Source organism: Streptomyces sp. P9(2023), assembly GCF_032436795.1.
Taxonomy (GTDB): domain Bacteria; phylum Actinomycetota; class Actinomycetes; order Streptomycetales; family Streptomycetaceae; genus Streptomyces.
This window is the reverse complement of the sequence record NZ_JAUPWM010000021.1, coordinates 1-17,250: the sequence shown is the minus strand read 5'-3', so window position 1 is coordinate 17,250 and position 17,250 is coordinate 1. Positions and strand designations below refer to the sequence as shown.

Below are 17,250 nucleotides of genomic sequence, written 5' to 3'. Positions count from 1 at the left end.
CAGCCGCGCGATCGTCGTAGAACATTGCGCAATCCGCGTGACGACGGAGGACATCATGGCCCTACGCTCATTCGGTAAGGACCCCAACACCAACGGCGACCACTGCCCCACGGTGTGGCTCGACGAGGAGAAGGGGGAGTTCGTGTTCCAGGGGTGGAAGGCGGACGAGGCACTCCAGGCACAATGTCTGGCAACGGGGTCGATCCCCGAGACGGAGGCAGTCGTCCGGCTGCCCGCCCGTATGGTTCAGCAGATCAGGGAGGCGTGCGATGCCGCTGAAGGTACCGCCGTTCGCTGAGCTGCTCGCCGGTTGTCGGCGCTCTGCGGTCCACCTGGAGACACGTGACGCCTACGGGGTCGCGGCGGAAGACGCTGACTTCGCGGCGTGGCGTAACGGTTGGAGGTACAACCACGGCGACCGCTCGTCGTGGTGGAACGGTTTCCATCAGTCGGTCGCGGAAGCTGTTGGCCGTGGCGTTGTCATGCGACGCGCTCGTGTCGTCTCGGAACCACTCAGTGAGTACATCCAGTACGAACACTCCTGCACGCCACAGAACCTCGCAGCCGGCGAAGACGTGCGGTGGTTGCCCCGGCGCCTGGCATCGGACTTGCTCCTCCCGGGCAACGACCTGTGGATCTTCGACGACCGACTCATCCGCTTCAGTCTCTTCGGAGGCGACGGAAGTTTCGTCGCTGACCACATGGAGGACGCCGCGGACACCGTGAAGCGGCACACAGAGGCGTTCGAAGCCATCTGGGAGCGAGCCATCCCACACCAGGAATACCGGATCTGAGCGACCAACTCTGATGCAGAGTCCCTACCCGTCAACAGCCCTCGACGCCGCCCGCCGTGCCATTGCGGACCAACTTCGCGACATTCGGCGGGATGCTGGTCTGACGGGTAGGGAGGTCGCCGCTAGAACCGGCTGGCAGCCGTCAAAAGTCTCTCGTCTTCAGGGCGCCACGACACCTCCGGCAGATGACGACATCCGTGCGTGGTGCGTCGCGTGCGGCGCAGAGGACAGGATTCCGGACCTCCTTGCGGCCAACCGAACAGCCGACTCCATGTACATGGAGTGGCGCCGTTTGCAACGCACAGGCCTTCGCCGGCTCCAGGAGTCCCGCGTTCCGCTGTACGAGCAAACACGCCAGTTCCGCGTCTACAGCTCTACCGTGGTCCCGGGGTTCCTCCAGACCCGTGAGTACGCCGTTGCACTCCTGGAGAGCATTGCGCGTTTCCACGGCACACCCGACGACGTTGCCGACGCAGCATCTGCCCGCGTTGAGCGCTCGAAGATCATCCATCAGTCCGGCCGCACGTTCGCCTTCGTCGTCGAGGAGGCGGCCCTGCGACGGTCCGTCGGTGGCCCGGATGTGATGACGGAGCAGCTCCTCCACCTCCTGGACGCGGCCCGCTATCCCGCTGTGTCTCTCGGCATTGTCCCGGCTGGCTCAGGTGCCATGTGGCCCGTCGAGACCTTCACCGTGTACGACGACGAAAAGGTTTCCGTGGAGTTGCTGACGGCATCGCTGACGATTACGGCCCCGACGGAGGTCGCTCAGTACGTGACTGCTCAGTCCGAGATGACTGGCGCTGCGGTCTTCGGGCAGGACGCCTATCGGATCATCGCGAGCGCCATCCCTGCGCCGTCCTAAAGTTGCGTAGAACCTTGTAGAACGTCGTGGAATCTGTCTCTCTTGGACCCCTACCGTCTCTCACGAGGGGACGGTGAGAGATGGCCGAGGAAGTATGGAGACCAGCCACCCGGAAGTACGCGGTGGACGCAAGAGGAAAGCTGGGTCGGGTAACTGGCCGATACCCGGGGAGCGTCTACCTTCGTCCGCCGGGTGGCGGTCGGGAATGGGCCGTCCCGCCGGAAGAACTTCGGGCGCCGACGGAAACCGAGTTGGCTCAGGTCCGCGTCCTCATCACCCCCGTGCCGGCGGTGGAACCGTGAGCCCCCATACGGTCCTTAGATTCGTGACGCACCGGATCACGCGGCATCCGGACGCGGAAGTCACGGCGTCAGCTCGCTGCCTCCACGGCGAGTGCGACTGGGAAGCATTCCCACGGTCCGACCATGCAGCCGTCGAGGTCGACTGTATGGCCCACACGGGCGAGACGGGGCACGGCATCTTCGCCCGGAAGTTCGAAGACATAGCCGTCGTCGTGCGTGACGTCTAACCCAAGACTCCGCTCTCCCGGTAGGCCCCCATCGGCGGGGACGTCCCGAACCGGGGGAGCGGGCACAGCCCGCGCGTTGGCTACCTCGTCAAACAGCCGGCGCGCGGAGAGCGGGCGGGGACGTGGTCCGGTGAGGTCGGTTCCACTCCCCGCCCGTGCAAGCCCTGCAACACGGCTTAGGGACCGCCTCCCTAAGGGACCACCGAGTAAGGGGAACGCATCGTGACTCAGCATCAGCGCAGTGCTCAGCCGTGGATCGTCAAGGGTGGGGAGGATGACTCCAACTCCGGCAACAAGCACGGGGGTGGCTGCTCGGAGGGCCAGGACTCCGGCCACAGCGACACCAAGGGAAGCGGCAACAAGTGACGGAGCACGACGTGAGGGCGGCTGGTCCGGAAGGGCTGGCCGCCCGGCTCCTGGAGGACGGGAGCCTCACCTCCGACTGGCTGCCGGCGTTCCAGGCCCGTGCCCCGGGAGGAATTCGTCCCTGACGTGATCTGGCCCGGTCAGGCAAGCGGCACTGGTCAGACGGACGCGATCGACCGTCGTATCGACCCGGCGCGGTGGCGCCAGGCGGTCTACTCGGACGTGTCCCTGACGACCCAGTGGGACGACGGTGAGCACTCGGGCACTGGCAAGGGCCGCACCCCCACGTGCTCCAACTCCCAGCCCTCCATGGTGTTCTCCATGCTTGCCGCACTCGACGTGGAGCCTGGCTCCCGAGTCCTGGAGGTAGGCACGGGAACAGGCTGGAATGCCGCTCTCCTGTCCGAACGGTTCGGCTCGCCCAACGTGGTCACCGTCGAAGTGGACGCGGACAACGCTGCCACGGCCCGCGCACGGCTCGGCGCGGCAGGCTACTCGCCTATGGCCGTGGTGGGTGACGGCGCCGAAGGATGGAAGCCGTCCGCACCGTTCGACCGCGTTCTGATCACCGCGTCTCTGCGGCAGGTTCCGCGCGCGATCGTTGAACAGGTTCGGCCCGGCGGGATCATCGTCGCCCCGTACGCCACGGAGTACGGTGGGGAGGGCGTCGTTCGCCTCACGGTCCGGGAGGACGGGAGCGCGTCAGGGCCCTTCGTCGGCTCATCCGCATTCATGCGGCTTCGCCAGCAACGTACTCAGCGCACGCATGTCCGTGAGTATCTGGGCGGCAAGCCGTGGCCGGCCGATGGCGCGAAGTCCATGACGTCCACGTCCCCGGAAGAACTGGGCGACTGGCTCCCCATGTTCGCCATCGGCCTCCAGACCGCGGGTGTCTTCCCGTGGGCGGAGGTGTACGACGACGGGTCCTACACCCTGTGGCTGAGGGACAAGGCCGTCACGTCGTGGGCCAGCATCGACTACGTACCGGGCGCGGAGGAATTCGAGGTCTACCAGTCCGGCCCCCGCACTCTGTGGGGCGAAGTGCAGTCGGCGTACAGCTGGTGGCACCTCCAGGGCCGCCCAGGCTTCGAGCGGTTCGGTATCACGGTTGCGGCCGGCGGCCTGGCGCACGCCTGGCTGGACTCTCCCAGTCATTCGGTGCCCCGCGTCGGGTAGCCCCCAGAACTGCCCCGGTCGTCCTCTTCCCCCGTGGAGGATGACCGGGGCTTCTTCGTTTCCGCAGGTCGAAGCTCGAACTTATGCATGAGAGTCCATACGACTTGCCTGGTCGTACTGGATCACCGCCTGGCTGCCGGCCCTCGCCAACCTCGCCGGCACCCGCTACGTCGGGGCCGTGCAGCTGATCGCGACCGTCCTCAAGTTCGTCCCGCTGCTCCTGGTCGCCGTCGGCGGGCTCTTCTTCTTCGACAGTGCCAACCTCGGGCCCTTCCAGGCGGGCGGCGACGGGGCGCTCGGCGCGGTCTCGGCCTCCGCCGCGATCCTGCTCTTCAGCTACCTGGGCGTCGAGTCGGCGGCCGTCAGCGCGGGCGAGGTCCGCGACCCCCGCCGTAACGTCGGCCGCGCCACGGTCCTCGGCACGCTGGGCGCCGCCACGATCTACCTGCTCGGCACGGTCGCCGTCTTCGGTACGGTCGCCCACGACCGGCTCGTCGACTCCACCGCGCCCTTCTCGGACGCCGTGAACGTCATGTTCGGCGGCTCGTGGGGCGGCACCGCCATCGCCTGCATGGCCCTGGTCTCCATGCTCGGCGCGCTCAACGGCTGGACGCTGCTCAGCGCCCAGACCCCGTACGCCGCCGCCCGCGGCGGGCTCTTCCCGCAGGTCTTCGCCCGCAAGCGGCGCGGTGTCCCGACGGCCGGCGTCCTCGTGACCGTCGTCCTGGCCTCGCTCCTGACGGTCTACAACTACACGGTCGGCACCGAGGGCGTCTTCGAGATCCTGGTCCTCGTCACCACCTTCACCGCCACCGTCCCGTACCTGCTGTCCACCGCCGCGCAGATCTACTTCCTGCTCTCGGGCCGCTCCGAGCGCGTCGACCGCGCCCGGCTGATCCGTGACGGCGTCCTGGCCGCCGCCGCGTTCGGCTTCTCCATGTGGCTGGTGGCGGGCTCCGGTTACGCGGCCGTCTACCAGGGCGTCCTCTTCCTCTTCGCGGGCGTGCTCGTCTACGCGTGGATGTCGGCCCGCAAGGCGCGGCGGGAGGGGCCGGCGGCCGAGCGCACCGCAACCACCGACGGCGCGGCCGAGCGCGTGAATTCGGGCGTGTCGGCGTAGGCCGCCCGGGCGGATCCGCCGCCCGCCCCCGCACACCGGGCCCGCCCCGGGGCAGTACGCATCTCCATGAGCCCCGGCACCGCGCCCCGCCCCGCACCCGCCGCCCCGGCGGGCGTGGTGCGGCGTGCCGTGCTCGTCGTGGCGCTGGCGCTCGCCGCCCTGCTCGGCGTGGCCGCGGGCGCTCACGGACCGGCCCGCGCGGAGGCCAGGCCCCCGGCCACGAGCCAGCCGCCGGACCCGGGCTGCGAGGCGCACGAGGTCGCCGAGGCCGAGGCCACGGCCACCCGGCGGCTCCGCTCCCGGCCCCGGGGCAGCCGCCCCCGCGACCCGCACCGGCCCGCGGCCGGGACGGCCCGGCCCGTCGCCCCGATCCCCGTACCCGCGCCCCTTCCGCCCGGCGATCTCCGGCGGTGTGTGGTGATGCGCTGCTGAGAGGCCCGTACCTCTCGCAGCACACCACCACCCACCGCAAGGAGCTTCGCCATGCCCGTCGACCTCTTCGCCATCCTCCGCGCCCTGCTGCGCGCCGAGGCCGCCCGCACCGAACGCGGCGCGCCCACCGAGCCGGAACGCCCACCGGCCCGCGCCGCGGAGCCCACCCCCGCACCGGCACGGGAGGAACACCCCACCTGCTGAGCCACCGGCGCCCGGCGGGCCGGTTGCGGGAACGACGCACGGTGCACGAGGCTGACCCGATGACCTCGACCGACCGGCACACATCCCCCGATCGGTCCGCCGGCCCCACCGGCCTCGTCGACCGCCTGAGGCCGCCCGGCGAACGGCTCCTGGCGCTCGCCCGCCACCCCTACTGGGACCGCCCCCACCCCGCGTACCTGATCCGCCGCTGGCCCGATCTGACGGCTCTCACCGCCGCCACCCTCTTCTTCTGGGCCTCCCTCACCCCCTCGCTCGTCCCGCGCCCCTGGTACCTCCAGGGCGTCGTCGGCGGCATCACCGCCGCCATCGGGTACGCGCTCGGCGCCTGCGCCGCCTGGCTGTTCCGGGCGGTCGTGCGCGGCCGGCCGGGCGAGCCGGTGCGGGCCCGGTGCTGGCAGGCGTACTGGGTGGTCGCCCCGGCCCTGTCGGTCTGGCTGATATCCGAGAGCGCCCGGATGCAGCGTCAGCTCCGGGTCCTGCAAGGGCTGGAACCCGCCCTCACCTGGCACACGCCGATGATCGCGCTGATGGCGATCGCGCTGCTGCTCGCGCTCCTCCTCGTCGCCCGCGCCGTCCGGCTCGGCTCCGCCCGGCTGATCCGGCTGCTCGGCCGGCTCCTGCCCAGGCCCGTCGCCTTCGCCGTCGGGGCGCTGCTCTCCACCCTCGCCGTCCTCGTCGGCGTCCGGGACGTGGTCTTCGACCGGGGGATCGTGGACATCGCCGACCGGATCGCCGAGGCGACCAACGGCGGCACGAAGGACGGCATCCACGCACCCGTCTCCCGGTACGTCTCCGGTGGCCCCGGCTCCCTCATCCCCTGGCAGGACCTCGGCTACCAGGGCCGCAACTTCACCGGATCCGTCCCCACCCGCGCCCGCGTCACCGCCGTGAGCGGCCGCCCCGCCATGGACCCGGTCCGCGTCTACATACCCTCGGCGCTGCCCGCCGCCTTCACGGACGAGCGCCCCTTCGCCGCCCAGGCCCGGCTCGCCGTCCGCGAACTGGAGCGCACCGGAGCCTTCGACCGCCAGGTGCTCGTCGTCGCCGGAACCACCGGCACGGGCTGGGTCAACCCCAACGTGGCCGAGCCGCTGGAGTTCATGTACGGCGGCGACACCGCGATCGTCGCCGTCCAGTACTCGTACCTGCCGAGCTGGGTCTCCTTCCTCGTCGACAAGGAGAAGGCCGGGCAGGCCACCCGCGCGCTCGTGCAGGCCGTACGCGCCCGGCTCGACGCGCTCCCCGCCGAGCGGCGCCCCACGTTCCTGGTCACCGGCGAGAGCCTCGGGGCGTACGCCGTCGAGGCCTCCTTCGACGGCCCCGACGACCTGCTCGCCCGCACCGACGGGGCCCTGCTGCTCGGCACCCCGAACTTCTCCCCGGCCTCCCAGGAGATCCGCCGTGACCGGGACCCCGGCAGCCCGGTGTGGCGGCCGCAGTACGAGGGCGGGGAGCGGGTCCGCTTCGCCCAGTTCCCGGCGGCGGACCTGGCCCGGCCCCCGGCCCGCTGGCGGTTCCCGCGCGCGGTCTATCTGCAGAACGCCTCCGACCCGGTGGTGTGGTGGTCGCCGGACCTCCTCGTGGAGCGCCCGGAGTGGCTCGCGGACCCACTGGGCCCGGACATCACCCCCGAGATCGACTGGTTCCCCTTCGTCGCCTTCTGGCAGACCTCGATCGACATGGCCGTCTCGTACGGAGTGCAGGCGCCGCACGGGCACCGCTACGGGGCCGGTGCCGTCGACGGCTGGGCGGCGGTGGCCCCGCCGGACGGCTGGACGGCCGCCGACACGACCAGGCTGCGTGCCTACATCCAGCACCGCGACGCCGCGTACTGACCGGCCGGAAGGGCGGCGGGGGCAGAGCACGGCCGTGAACGCCTGGGTGAGCAGCGCCTGTTCGAGACGGAGCTGAAGCTCCCGGGCGGTGGCCCGCAGCCGCTCGCGCGGTCCGACCGCGTGCGCGTGGGCGCTGGTCCGGAACCGCGTCCACTCCTCGACGGCCGGCCGCTCCCGGGTGTCCGCGTATGGGACGAGCTGGACCTCGCCCGCCACGAACACGCCGTAGTACACGGGCGCGTCGAGCTCCTCGTGGAGCACGCGTAACCGCTCGGGCAGCCGCGCGCCGTGCCCCTGGCCCGCACCGCCGAGCCGGTGGGCGGCGGGGCCGAGCCGGAACGCGCCGAGCTCGTGGTGCAGATAGCCGTGGTGGACCAGGGGCCGCAGCGGGTGGTACGTGGTGGCGGGGGGCGGATCGGCCCGGACCGGCGAAGCGGAGTCACGCGATCCGCCAAGTCGCCCCGCCCGGAAGGGCCTTCAGCCGCCCGTGGGGGTGCTGTGCTCGGCGGAGCCCCTGCCGTGCAGGGTGACGAGCGTCGTCAGACCGACGGCGAGGACCACCAGCGCCACCAGGGCCGGGACCAGACCGACGAGCGCCCCGGACGCCAGCGCGCACACGCCGCCCACGGCGAGCACGGTCGGCCGGCGGCCCGAGGTGCGCAGCACGATCGCGGCGCCGCCGAGCAGGAAGACCCCGACCCCGCCGGTCAGCGACCAGGCCACGACCCCGTGCAGCGGCTCGGTGAGACCGTAGCGGCCGGTGTCGGCGACCTGCTGAAGGACCTTCTTCATGCCGAGCGCCAACAGCACCACGCCCGCGACCAGCGGAAGGTGCAGGAAGGTGTAGACGTCCCGGGCGCACCGGGTCCGCTCGTCACCCTCAAGCGAGGCGAGGTGGTGCTCCGCGCCTTCGGCGAGGCGCCGGAAGTACAGCGCCCACAGCGCGGCCGACAGCAGCAGCCCGGCCGCCGCCGCGCCCAGGACGGCGAACGTGACCGGGAATCCGGAGACCCCGACGCCCATCGCCACGATCGACTCGCCGAGCGCGATGATGACGATCAGCCCGTGCCGCTCGGAGAAGTGCCCGGGGGACTGGACGCGCCAGCCCGACGCGCCCGTGACGTAGATCCCGCCGTAGTCGATGACCACCGCGCCCAGCCACAGCAGGAGTTGGACCCGCCCCGTGTACGCGGAGCCGATCAGCAGCAGCACCAGCGGCGGCGCCACCGACAGCATCGCCGTGCGCCGCAGGGTGGCCCGCAGGGCCGCGTCGTCGGGGCTGGAGAGCCAGTACGAGACGAGATGGAGGATGCGCACGGCGCCGTAACAGAGCACGAAGAGCAGCGGGGCCGAGAGCCCGCCGGGCGCGTCCTCGAACACCTCGGGCACCACGAGCGACACGATGAAGACGACCGTCATCACGACGACGAGCACCGCGAACAGCGCGCCGGAATCGGCCCGTACGACATTGCCCAGCCACGCGAAGCAGCACCAGCACCACCACAGCAGCGCGAGCACGACCATCGCGCCGGCCACCCGCCCCGCCGACGGATCGGCCGCCATCAGGGCGGTGACCTGGGTGATCGCGTACACGAACACCAGGTCGAAGAAGAGTTCCGCGGGTGTCACCCGGTGTTCGTCCCCGGCCGCCACCATCCGCGCCGGATTCCTGCGCCACGCCATGTGCGTCTCCCACCGTTCCGGAAGCGGCCCCCGCCGCCACGGCGCGAACAATACCCACGCGCGCCCCCGTCCCGGGGCGGCCCGGGGCATCCCCCTCGCCCCCGTCCCGGGGCATCCCCCTTACCCCGGACGTAATCGACCCGCGCCGAACGTGGCGGCATCGTGGTGTCCACCGGGACTCGGCCGGCGCACTCCGGCCGAGCTCCGCCCCCACCACCAGCAGAAACGTCCCCATGGAGGCTGATCCATCATGTCCCAGGCCCTGCTCGCCGGTCTCTCCCGCACCACCCGGCCGCAGTCCATGGTGCGCCGGTTCCTCGCCCTCGACGCCCTCGTGACCGGGGCCAACGGGCTCGCCTATCTCGCCGCCTCCGGGCCGCTCGGCGAACTGTTCGGCGTCGACTCCGCGCTGCTCCTCGAACTCGGCGTCGTCCTCGCGCTGTACGCCGCCGGAGTCGCCTGGGCGGCGAGCCGCACCGAGCCCCCGGTGCTCGGGGTCAAGATCGTCGTCGACATCAACGTCGCCTGGACCCTGCTGAGCGTCGTCGCGCTCCTCGCCTGGCTGGAGCCCACCACCGCGGGGGTGGTGTGGACGCTCGTACAGGCCGCCACGGTCGCCGGGTTCGCCGGACTCCAGTGGTCGGCCCTGCGGGCAGCCGCTACCCGCTGAGCGAGCGCAGATACGCGACCGTATCCGGGTCGGCCGGGAGCAGCGTCTCGATGGCCAGCTCGGCGACCGTCACGTCCATCGGGGTGTTGAACGTCGAGATCGAGGAGACGAACGACAGCACCCGTCCGTCGTGCTCGATCCGCAGGGGCAGCGCGAAGTACGGGTACGGCTCCGGGTCCTCGCGGTCGTCGGCGTCCGAGGTGCCTTCGGGCAGCGGGTAGGCCGCCACCTCCTCGTACAGCTCCCGCAGCACGGCAGAGCGGGACAGCGCGATCTGACGCTCCATCTGGGCCAGCAGATGGCCCCGCCACTCCCGCAGGTTCCGGATCCGGGGCGCGAGCCCCTCCGGGTGCAGCGTGATCCGCATGGCGTTCAGGGGCGGGGTGAGCAGGTGTTCCGGCAGCCCGGTGAGCAGCACCCCGATGCTCTCGTTGGCCCCGACGACCGTGTACGAGCCGTCCACGACGAGGGCCGGATACGGGTCGTAGCCGCGCAGGAGCTGATCGATGCCCTCCCGCAGGGTCTCCAGACGCGGGTCGTCGAGCGTGGACTCGCGGTAGCGGGGCGCGTAACCGGCCGCAAGCAGCAGCGCGTTCCGGTCCCGTACGGGCACGTCCAGGTGCTCGGCGAGGTGCAGGATCATCCGCTCGCTCGGCCGGGAGCGGCCCGTCTCGATGAAGGAGATGTGGCGGGCCGAGGAATCGGCCCGCAGCGCCAGCTCCAACTGGCTCAGCCGCCGCTGCTCGCGCCAGCCGCGCAGCAGCGGCCCCACTCCGGTGCCCACTCGACTGCCCGCCCCGGTTTCCGCCCCTGTGTCCGTCGCGACAGATGTCATGGTCCGACGCTATCCCAGGTGTCGGCCCGGGTATCGGGTCCCCGGGACCGTATCGTCACGGTCAGCAACCCCGACCGGAGGGAGTACGGACATGCCCACTGAGCCGCTGTCGCAGAAGGAGATCGAGGACCGGTTGCGCGAGCTCCCCGGCTGGTCCCTGGCGGACGACCGGATCACCCGCACCTACCGCCTCGGAGACCACTTCGCGGCCACCGCGATGGTGGTCCACGTGGCGCAGATCCAGCAGGAACTGAACCACCACTCCGATCTGACGCTCGGTTACAACACCGTCGCCGTCTCCGTGAACACCCACTCCGCGGGACCCGCGGTCACCGAGAAGGACTTCGAGCTGGCCGCCCGGGTCGAGGGCATCGCCCCAGGCCACGGGGCGAGTTGACCTCGCCCGACTAGGCTCTCCCCCATGAGGGACACCGTGCTGGACTACAACGCCGAGGCGGACCGCTACGACGAGACGCGCGGTGGCGTACCGCGCGCCGAGGCGGCGGCCGGGGCCGTCCTGCGCCTCGTCCCGCCCGGCGCCCGCACCCTCCTCGACCTCGCCTGCGGGACGGGCCTGGTCACGGAGCGCCTGACCCGCCCGGGCCTGCGGGTGTACGGCGCCGACGCCGCGCCCGGCATGGCCCGCAGGGCCGGTCGGCGGGTCCCGGGCGGGGTCGTCCTCGCCGACGCCCGCCGGCTGCCCCTTCCGGACGCCTCCGTCGACGCCGTCAGCGCGATATGGCTGCTGCACCTGGTCCCGTTCTCGGCCGCGATCGTCGCCGAGGCGGCCCGGGTGCTGCGCCCCGGCGGCGTTTTCGTCGCCACGGTCGACAAGGACGCGGCCCACGACGTCGGCAGCGACATCGACCGGGTCCTCGCCCCGCACCGCTCCCACGAACGGGCCGCCGACCGGGGAGACCGGATCACCGCGACCGCCGCCGCCCACGGCCTCACCCCGGCCGCCGCCACCCGCTTCACCGGCCACGGCCAGGGCACCACCCCGCGCCGTACGGCGGGCAACCTGCGCCGCGGCTACTACGCCTCGTGGTTCGACGGCCACCCGGAGACGACGGCCGCGCTCACGGCCGAACTCGCCGCCCTGCCGGACCAGGACCACCCCCGCGCGGACCCCGACCACCGGCTGGTGTCCTACCGCCGGGCGGTCACGGGCGACCGAACCCATACCCGGGTTCGTCGCCCGTTTCCCGCCGCCCGGCGCCGGCTTCGGCGTCACGCCTCCGCCGTCACGCTTCCGCCGTCCGCCACGCCTCCGCCGCGAACTCCGTGAAGTCGCGCGGCGCGCGGCCCAGGACGCGCTTCACGCCGTCCGTCACCGACGCGTTGTGGCCGTCGAGCAGCATCGCGAAGAGCGCCGAGAGCCACTGCGCGTCCGGCGCCGGAAGGCCGAACTCCTGGAGCAGGGAGGCGTATTCACCCTCGCTCATCGGGACGTACGTCACCGCGACACCCGAGGCGGCCGACAGCTCCGCCGCCACCTCCGTGAAGGTCAGCAGCCGCGGGCCCGTCACCTCGTGCACCAGACCCGCGTGGCCGTCCTGGGCGAGCGTCTCCACGATCACGTCCGCCAGGTCGTCGGCGTGGATGAACGGCTCGGCCGTCCCGCCCGCCGGGAACGCGAGCGTGCCCGCCGCGACACCCTCCGCCAGAGCCCCTTCGGTGAAGTTCTGCGCGAAGAACGAGGCCCGTACGACGGTGAGTTCGGCGCCCGACGCGCGGAGCGACTCCCGCAGCGCCTCCTCCGCCCTGACCGCTTCCGGCTCGCCGCGCCCGGACAGCAGCGTGAGGCGTCGTACGCCGTTCCTCGCCGCCAGTTCGCCGAAGGTCCGCATCGCCTCGGCCGCGCCCGGCGCGGCGAGGTCCGGGTAGTAGTTCACGTACGCGGCGTCCGCGCCCCGCAGGGCCTGCCCCCAGGTACCCACGTCCTCCCAGTCGAAGCGGGTCGTGCCGGACCGGGAGCCCGCCCGCACCGTCGCGCCCCGGGCCGCCAGCCGCTCGGCCACCCGCCGGCCCGTCTTGCCGGTCGCGCTCGTCACCAGAACCGTCTGCGTCTCGTTCGTGTTCGTCTTCATGGCTCAAGACTCGCCCGCTCCGGCCCGGCTTCCCATGCTCCATGGACTCACTCCCATACGCGTGCGTCCACACGCGCCGAGCCGCCCGTCTACCCTTGCGGAACATGGACGCTCTCGCCGGACTCCTCGACGGACCACGGGCCAAAGGGGCCTTCCTGCTCCGGATGATCATGGAGCCGCCGTGGTCCGTACGGATCGAGGACCGCGCGCCGCTCTGCCTGATGTGCGTCACCGACGGCGAGGCCTGGATCGTCCCCGAGCAGGGCGACCCCGTCCTGCTGCGCCCCGGCGACATCGCCATCGCGCGCGGCCCGGAGCCGTACACCGTCGCCGACGCCCCCGACGCCCCGCCCCGCGCGATGATCGGCCCCGGCGGCGTCTGCACCACCCTGAGCGGGGAGCCGCTCGCCGAGTCGATGCACCTGGGCGTACGGACCTGGGGCAACGCCCTCGACGGCGCCACCACCGTGCTCGTCGGCACCTACCAGATGGACGGCGAGGTCAGCCGCCGCCTCCTCGACGCGCTGCCGACCCTGCTCCACCTGCCCGCCGAGGTGTGGAACTGCCCCCTGATGCCGTTCCTCGACGAGGAGATCGCCCGCGACGAACCAGGCCAGAGCGTCGTCCTCGACCGGGTCCTGGACCTGCTCCTGATCGCCGCCGTCCGGGCCTGGTTCTCCCGGCCGGACGCGCGGGCCCCCGCCTGGTACCGGGCCATGGCCGACCCGCTCGTCGGGCGCGCCCTGCGCCTCCTGCAGGACGACCCCGCCCACCCCTGGACGGTCGCCTCGCTCGCCGCGAAGGCGGGCGCCTCGCGCGCCGGGCTCGCCCGCCGGTTCACCGAGCTGGTCGGCGAGCCGCCGATGGCGTACCTCACCGGCTGGCGGCTCGCCCGCGCCGCCGACCTGCTGCGGCAGACGGACGCGACGGTCGAGTCGGTGGCCCGGCAGGTCGGCTACAGCAGCGCGTTCGCGCTGAGCGCCGCCTTCAAGCGGGGCCGGGGGGTCAGCCCGCAGGAGTTCCGCCGGCGCGGATGAACCTGTTGCCGGAACGGCAAGAAAATTCGCGCTCCTGGTGGGTCGCCCGCAGGCTGGCACCATGACTCAGGACCACGATCACGATCACGACCACAGCGCTGGTCACGGCCATCACCACCACCACGCCACGCACCTCGACTGGGCCGCGATGGCGCCCCTCCTGGAGCGCCAGGCCGAACTCCACAGCCCCCTCTACACCCGGGCCGCCGACTGGCTCGGCGAGCTCGTGCCGGCCGTCGCCGTCCGCCGGATCCTCGACGTCGGCAGCGGCCCCGGGGTGATCACCGCCCTGCTCGCCGAGGCGTTCCCGCTCGCCGAGGCGGTCGCCGTGGACGCGACCCCGGAGCTCCTGGAACGGGCCCGCGAACGCGCCGAGGTCAAGGGGCTAGCCGACCGCGTCACCACCCTGCGCGCCGAACTCCCCGCGGACTTCGACGCCTTGGGCGAGGCCGACCTGATCTGGGCGGGCAACTCCACCCACCACATCGGCGACCAGCGGTCCGCGCTCGCCTCCTTCGCCGGCCTGCTGCGGCCCGGCGGTCTGATCGCCCTCGTGGAGGGCGGGCTCTACGCCCGCCACCTGCCCGCGAACATCGGCTTCGGCCGACCCGGCCTGGAGACCAGGATCGAGGCCGTGCACGCCGACTGGTTCGCCCAGATGCGGGCCGAACTCCCGGACGCCAAGGACGAGGTGGACGACTGGCGGGCGCTGCTCGCCGCCGCGGGCCTCACGCCGAGCGGCACCCGCTCGTTCCTCACCGACATCCCGGCGCCCGTGCCCGCCGCCGTCCGCGACCGGATCGTCGCCCACTTCACCCGCCTGCGCGAGCCGCTCGACGAGCGGCTCGACGCGGAGGACCGGGCGAGCTTCGACCGGCTCCTCGACCCGGCGGACCCGCTCTCCGTGCACCGGCGCACGGACCTCTTCATGCTCTCCGCCTCAACGGTCCACACCGCCCGCAAGGGCTGAGCGGCACGTCGCGGGTCAGGTCACCGGCTCCAACCGCCACCACTGGGAGGGGGAGTCGGTGTCCTCCCACTGCCGTACGTTCCCGCCGTCGTCCATCGAACCGTCCTCGACCTCCAGCAGCAGCCCGCTGATGAAACTCACCAGCGCGACCGTGCCCGGCGACTGGAGGTCCTGCTCGATGATCCACTCCTGCGCGCCGAAGTTGTTCGCCTTCCACTGCTGGATGTTGGCGCCGTTCTCCGTCGAGGCGTTCGCCACGTCGAGCCGCTTGTCGCTGGCCGCGTTCACCACGTGGTGCAGGCCGCCGCCGTTCGGTACGGGGGCGATGCGCCAGTGCTGGCCCGCCGTGCCGTTCTCTTTGCCCTGCTGCACGTTGGCGCCGCTGCGGCCCGACCCTCCGTACACCTCCAGGAGCAGCCCGCTGGCCACGTTCCGTACCCGGTAGAGACCCTCCTCGACGGGCGTGGGTGAACCGTTCGAACCGCTCACTGCGCGAACTCCTGTTCCTTGACCGTAAGTTCCTTGGACGTCAGATGGAAGGCGCGCCGGTACGCGGCCGGGGAGATCCCGACCAGGGCGCGCATGTGCTGCCGCAGCGAGTTCCCGCTGCCGAACCCCGCCCGGTCCGCGATGTGATCAACCGTCAGATCGCTGGTCTCCAGCAACTGTTTGGCCAGTTCCACCCGTTGGGAGGTCAGCCACTGCCCGGGTGTCGTCCCCGCCTCGTCCCGGAAGCGGCGCGTGAACGTCCGTACGCTCATCCGCGCGTGCCCCGCCAGCTCGGTCAGCGTCAGCGGCCGGTCGAGCCGCTCCAGTGCCCACGCGCGGGTCGGCGCCGTGGTGGCGGTGGTCGGCTCGGGGACCGGGCGCTCGATGTACTGCGCCTGCCCGCCGTCCCGCCACGGTGGCACGACACAGTGCCGGGCGACCGCGTTGGCGGTGGCGCTGCCGTGGTCCCGCCGTACCAGATGCAGGCAGAGATCCACCCCGGCCGCCGCCCCGGCCGACGTCAGGACGTCCCCGTCGTCCACGAACAGCACGTCCTCGTCCAGCCGGACCGAGGGGAACAGCGAGCGGAAGTGGGCCGCCTCCCACCAGTGGGTGGTGGCCGGCCGCCCGTCGAGCAGCCCGGCCGCCGCCAGCGCGTACGCGCCCGTACAGATCGACACCACCCGCGTACCGGGCCTGATGCGGGCCAGCGCGTCCCCCACCGTGCCCGCCAGGCGGCCGTCCTCGGCCAGGGTCCGCAGCTCGTGCGTGGGCGGTACGACGACGGTGTCGGCCGCCGCCAGCTCCTCGGGCCCGTGCTCGGGGACGAGCGAGAAGCCGTCGGAGGTGCGGACCGGGGCGCCGTCGAGGGTGCAGACGCGCACGTCGTAGAGCGGCCGGCCGTCCTCCGTGTGCGCGCCGCCGAGGATCCGGGAGGGAATGCCCAGCTCGAACGGGATGACCCCGTCCAGGGCCAGCACGGCGACCCGGTGGAGCGCCGGCACATCAGCCGGCCGTCCGCCCTGTGGGGGTGACACACATGAGCTCATGGCCAGATTCTGTCACATCATGGCTATCCGGCCAGTACCGGGTGGTGCCGGTCCGGCGGAGGCTGGTGGTCATCAGGAAACACCGGCACGAAACACCGGCATCAGGAGCCCCCTTCATGAACGACACCGCCACCGCAGCCCCCGCCACCATGCGCGCCGTCACCGCCACCGCGTGGGGCGGCCCGGAGGTCCTCACCGAGACCCGGGTCGCCCGCCCCGAGCCGGGTCCGACCGAGATCCTCGTCCGGGTCCACGCGGCCGGCATCAACCCCGTCGACTGGAAGTCCCGCGCCTCCGGCGGCTTCGGCATGTGGGGCGAGACCCCGATCCTCGGTTACGACGTCTCCGGCGTCGTCGAGGCCGTCGGGCTCGGCGTCACCCTCTACGCGCCCGGCGACGAGGTCTTCGGCATGCCGCAGTTCCCGCAGCAGGCCGGCGGCTACGCCGAGTACGTCGCCGCGCCCGCCCGCCACTTCGCCCGTAAGCCCGCCGGTCTCACCCATGTCGAGGCCGCCGCCCTGCCCCTCGCCGGGCTCACCGCCTGGCAGGCGCTCGTGGAGACCGCCGCCCTGCGGCCGGGGCAGCGTGTCCTGGTCCACGCGGCGGCCGGCGGCGTCGGCCACCTCGCCGTGCAGATCGCCAAGGCGCGCGGCGCGTACGTCATCGGCACGGCGAGCGCGGCCAAGCACGACTTCCTGCGCTCCCTCGGCGTGGACGAGCCGATCGACTACACGACGAGCGACTTCGCCCAGGTCGTACGGGACGTGGACATCGTCCTCGACTGCTTCGGGGGCGACTACGGCACGCGCTCGCTGCCCGTGCTGCGCGACGGCGGCTCGCTGGTGACGCTGCCCTCGCCCGACTTCGCGCCCGCGCCCGAGCGTGGCATCCGTACCGGCTTCACGCTGGTCGAGCCGGACTACGCGGGGCTGCTCGGCCTCGCCGAGCTGGTCGAGACGGGACAGCTGCGCCCCGAGGTCGACACCGTCCTGCCGCTGGCCGAGGCGGCCAAGGCGCACGAACTCGGCGAATCGGGCCGGACGCGCGGCAAGCTCGTGCTGACCGTCTGACCGGGCGGGCGTACGAGT

19 protein-coding genes and 1 pseudogene are annotated in these 17,250 nt (G+C 72.3%); 15 read left to right on the top strand and 5 right to left on the bottom strand.

All coding sequences use genetic code 11. The features are described 5' to 3' along the window. Nucleotides 1-55 precede the first annotated feature (55 nt). The 9 genes and pseudogenes from Q5762_RS24105 to Q5762_RS24065 all read left to right on the top strand — a co-directional run bounded on the left by Q5762_RS24105 (nt 56) and on the right by Q5762_RS24065 (nt 7,339). On the top strand, nt 56-298 hold the full coding sequence (locus Q5762_RS24105) for a hypothetical protein (protein WP_315894386.1): 243 nt from the start codon (nt 56-58) through the stop codon (nt 296-298). Next, a complete protein-coding gene (locus Q5762_RS24100; protein WP_315894307.1) occupies nt 270-794 on the top strand; it encodes a DUF6879 family protein in 525 nt (174 codons plus the stop codon). The genes Q5762_RS24105 and Q5762_RS24100 overlap by 29 nt, the downstream gene beginning before the upstream one ends. 13 nt (nt 795-807) lie before the next feature. Beyond that, nucleotides 808-1,656, top strand: a complete 849-nt coding sequence (locus Q5762_RS24095; protein WP_315894306.1) for a helix-turn-helix transcriptional regulator — start codon at nt 808-810, stop codon at nt 1,654-1,656. A 751-nt stretch (nt 1,657-2,407) separates the two neighbouring features. Next, the gene (locus tag Q5762_RS24090; protein ID WP_315894305.1) at nt 2,408-2,551 is read left to right on the top strand and encodes a hypothetical protein; all 144 of its coding nucleotides are present in this window, start codon (nt 2,408-2,410) and stop codon (nt 2,549-2,551) included. 126 nt (nt 2,552-2,677) lie between these two features. Continuing rightward, nucleotides 2,678-3,727 (top strand): methyltransferase domain-containing protein, encoded by a 1,050-nt coding sequence (locus Q5762_RS24085; RefSeq protein ID WP_315894304.1) that lies wholly within the window; start codon nt 2,678-2,680, stop codon nt 3,725-3,727. 121 nt (nt 3,728-3,848) lie between these two features. Next, nucleotides 3,849-4,847, top strand: a pseudogene (locus tag Q5762_RS24080) (amino acid permease); the annotation flags it as partial. Between the two features lie 66 nt (nt 4,848-4,913). Continuing rightward, nucleotides 4,914-5,279 (top strand): hypothetical protein, encoded by a 366-nt coding sequence (locus tag Q5762_RS24075; protein WP_315894303.1) that lies wholly within the window; start codon nt 4,914-4,916, stop codon nt 5,277-5,279. Nucleotides 5,280-5,330: 51 nt separating this feature from the next. Further along, entirely contained in the window at nt 5,331-5,483 is a 153-nt protein-coding gene (locus tag Q5762_RS24070; protein WP_315894302.1) for a hypothetical protein, read from the top strand. A gap of 59 nt (nt 5,484-5,542) precedes the next feature. Then, nucleotides 5,543-7,339, top strand: coding sequence for an alpha/beta hydrolase (locus tag Q5762_RS24065; RefSeq protein WP_315894301.1), 1,797 nt, complete (start codon nt 5,543-5,545; stop codon nt 7,337-7,339). Between the two features lie 477 nt (nt 7,340-7,816). Here Q5762_RS24065 and Q5762_RS24060 read toward each other — a convergent pair whose 3' ends face one another. Then, the gene (locus Q5762_RS24060; RefSeq protein ID WP_315894300.1) at nt 7,817-9,022 is read right to left on the bottom strand and encodes a low temperature requirement protein A; all 1,206 of its coding nucleotides are present in this window, start codon (nt 9,020-9,022) and stop codon (nt 7,817-7,819) included. A 250-nt stretch (nt 9,023-9,272) separates the two neighbouring features. On the opposite strand from Q5762_RS24060, the gene Q5762_RS24055 reads away from it, so the two are divergent. Further along, nucleotides 9,273-9,692, top strand: coding sequence for a hypothetical protein (locus tag Q5762_RS24055; RefSeq protein ID WP_315894299.1), 420 nt, complete (start codon nt 9,273-9,275; stop codon nt 9,690-9,692). On the opposite strand, the gene Q5762_RS24050 is transcribed toward Q5762_RS24055, so the two are convergent. Continuing rightward, nucleotides 9,682-10,527: a helix-turn-helix transcriptional regulator gene (locus Q5762_RS24050; protein ID WP_315894298.1), complete on the bottom strand. Its 846-nt coding sequence runs from the start codon at nt 10,525-10,527 to the stop codon at nt 9,682-9,684. The two genes, Q5762_RS24055 and Q5762_RS24050, sit on opposite strands and share 11 nt — an antisense overlap. A 91-nt stretch (nt 10,528-10,618) precedes the next feature. Between Q5762_RS24050 and Q5762_RS24045 the strand changes: the two genes are divergently transcribed. Both Q5762_RS24045 and Q5762_RS24040 read left to right on the top strand, forming a co-directional pair. Beyond that, nucleotides 10,619-10,924 carry a 4a-hydroxytetrahydrobiopterin dehydratase gene (locus Q5762_RS24045; RefSeq protein WP_315894297.1) on the top strand — a complete coding sequence of 102 codons (306 nt, stop codon included), beginning with the start codon at nt 10,619-10,621 and terminating at the stop codon, nt 10,922-10,924. Nucleotides 10,925-10,948: 24 nt separating this feature from the next. Further along, complete coding sequence (locus tag Q5762_RS24040; protein WP_315894296.1) at nt 10,949-11,815, top strand: class I SAM-dependent methyltransferase; 867 nt, start codon at nt 10,949-10,951, stop codon at nt 11,813-11,815. Here the strand turns inward: Q5762_RS24040 and Q5762_RS24035 are convergent. Beyond that, nucleotides 11,772-12,617, bottom strand: a complete 846-nt coding sequence (locus Q5762_RS24035) for an NAD(P)H-binding protein (protein ID WP_315894295.1) — start codon at nt 12,615-12,617, stop codon at nt 11,772-11,774. The genes Q5762_RS24040 and Q5762_RS24035 overlap by 44 nt on opposite strands. Before the next feature lie 104 nt (nt 12,618-12,721). Between Q5762_RS24035 and Q5762_RS24030 the strand changes: the two genes are divergently transcribed. Both Q5762_RS24030 and Q5762_RS24025 read left to right on the top strand, forming a co-directional pair. Continuing rightward, on the top strand, nt 12,722-13,654 hold the full coding sequence (locus Q5762_RS24030) for an AraC family transcriptional regulator (protein ID WP_315894294.1): 933 nt from the start codon (nt 12,722-12,724) through the stop codon (nt 13,652-13,654). A gap of 61 nt (nt 13,655-13,715) precedes the next feature. Next, nucleotides 13,716-14,624 (top strand): class I SAM-dependent methyltransferase, encoded by a 909-nt coding sequence (locus Q5762_RS24025; RefSeq protein ID WP_315894293.1) that lies wholly within the window; start codon nt 13,716-13,718, stop codon nt 14,622-14,624. 15 nt (nt 14,625-14,639) lie between these two features. Here Q5762_RS24025 and Q5762_RS24020 read toward each other — a convergent pair whose 3' ends face one another. Both Q5762_RS24020 and Q5762_RS24015 read right to left on the bottom strand, forming a co-directional pair. After that, a complete protein-coding gene (locus Q5762_RS24020; RefSeq protein ID WP_315894292.1) occupies nt 14,640-15,113 on the bottom strand; it encodes an RICIN domain-containing protein in 474 nt (157 codons plus the stop codon). After that, nucleotides 15,110-16,162 (bottom strand): helix-turn-helix domain-containing protein, encoded by a 1,053-nt coding sequence (locus tag Q5762_RS24015; RefSeq protein ID WP_315894291.1) that lies wholly within the window; start codon nt 16,160-16,162, stop codon nt 15,110-15,112. The genes Q5762_RS24020 and Q5762_RS24015 overlap by 4 nt, the downstream gene beginning before the upstream one ends. Before the next feature lie 116 nt (nt 16,163-16,278). On the opposite strand from Q5762_RS24015, the gene Q5762_RS24010 reads away from it, so the two are divergent. Then, nucleotides 16,279-17,232, top strand: a complete 954-nt coding sequence (locus tag Q5762_RS24010) for an NADP-dependent oxidoreductase (RefSeq protein WP_315894290.1) — start codon at nt 16,279-16,281, stop codon at nt 17,230-17,232. The last annotated feature ends 18 nt before the right edge of the window (nt 17,233-17,250 follow it).

Coding starts and splice junctions, on each gene's coding strand:
- Q5762_RS24105 (WP_315894386.1), top strand. CDS start 56: ATGGCCCTACGCTCATTCGGTAAGGACCCCAACACCAACGGCGACCAC.
- Q5762_RS24065 (WP_315894301.1), top strand. CDS start 5,543: ATGACCTCGACCGACCGGCACACATCCCCCGATCGGTCCGCCGGCCCC.
- Q5762_RS24050 (WP_315894298.1), bottom strand. CDS start 10,527: ATGACATCTGTCGCGACGGACACAGGGGCGGAAACCGGGGCGGGCAGT.
- Q5762_RS24040 (WP_315894296.1), top strand. CDS start 10,949: ATGAGGGACACCGTGCTGGACTACAACGCCGAGGCGGACCGCTACGAC.
- Q5762_RS24075 (WP_315894303.1), top strand. CDS start 4,914: ATGAGCCCCGGCACCGCGCCCCGCCCCGCACCCGCCGCCCCGGCGGGC.
- Q5762_RS24035 (WP_315894295.1), bottom strand. CDS start 12,617: ATGAAGACGAACACGAACGAGACGCAGACGGTTCTGGTGACGAGCGCG.
- Q5762_RS24025 (WP_315894293.1), top strand. CDS start 13,716: ATGACTCAGGACCACGATCACGATCACGACCACAGCGCTGGTCACGGC.
- Q5762_RS24070 (WP_315894302.1), top strand. CDS start 5,331: ATGCCCGTCGACCTCTTCGCCATCCTCCGCGCCCTGCTGCGCGCCGAG.
- Q5762_RS24030 (WP_315894294.1), top strand. CDS start 12,722: ATGGACGCTCTCGCCGGACTCCTCGACGGACCACGGGCCAAAGGGGCC.
- Q5762_RS24010 (WP_315894290.1), top strand. CDS start 16,279: ATGAACGACACCGCCACCGCAGCCCCCGCCACCATGCGCGCCGTCACC.
- Q5762_RS24060 (WP_315894300.1), bottom strand. CDS start 9,022: ATGGCGTGGCGCAGGAATCCGGCGCGGATGGTGGCGGCCGGGGACGAA.
- Q5762_RS24015 (WP_315894291.1), bottom strand. CDS start 16,162: ATGAGCTCATGTGTGTCACCCCCACAGGGCGGACGGCCGGCTGATGTG.
- Q5762_RS24055 (WP_315894299.1), top strand. CDS start 9,273: ATGTCCCAGGCCCTGCTCGCCGGTCTCTCCCGCACCACCCGGCCGCAG.
- Q5762_RS24100 (WP_315894307.1), top strand. CDS start 270: ATGCCGCTGAAGGTACCGCCGTTCGCTGAGCTGCTCGCCGGTTGTCGG.
- Q5762_RS24095 (WP_315894306.1), top strand. CDS start 808: ATGCAGAGTCCCTACCCGTCAACAGCCCTCGACGCCGCCCGCCGTGCC.
- Q5762_RS24045 (WP_315894297.1), top strand. CDS start 10,619: ATGCCCACTGAGCCGCTGTCGCAGAAGGAGATCGAGGACCGGTTGCGC.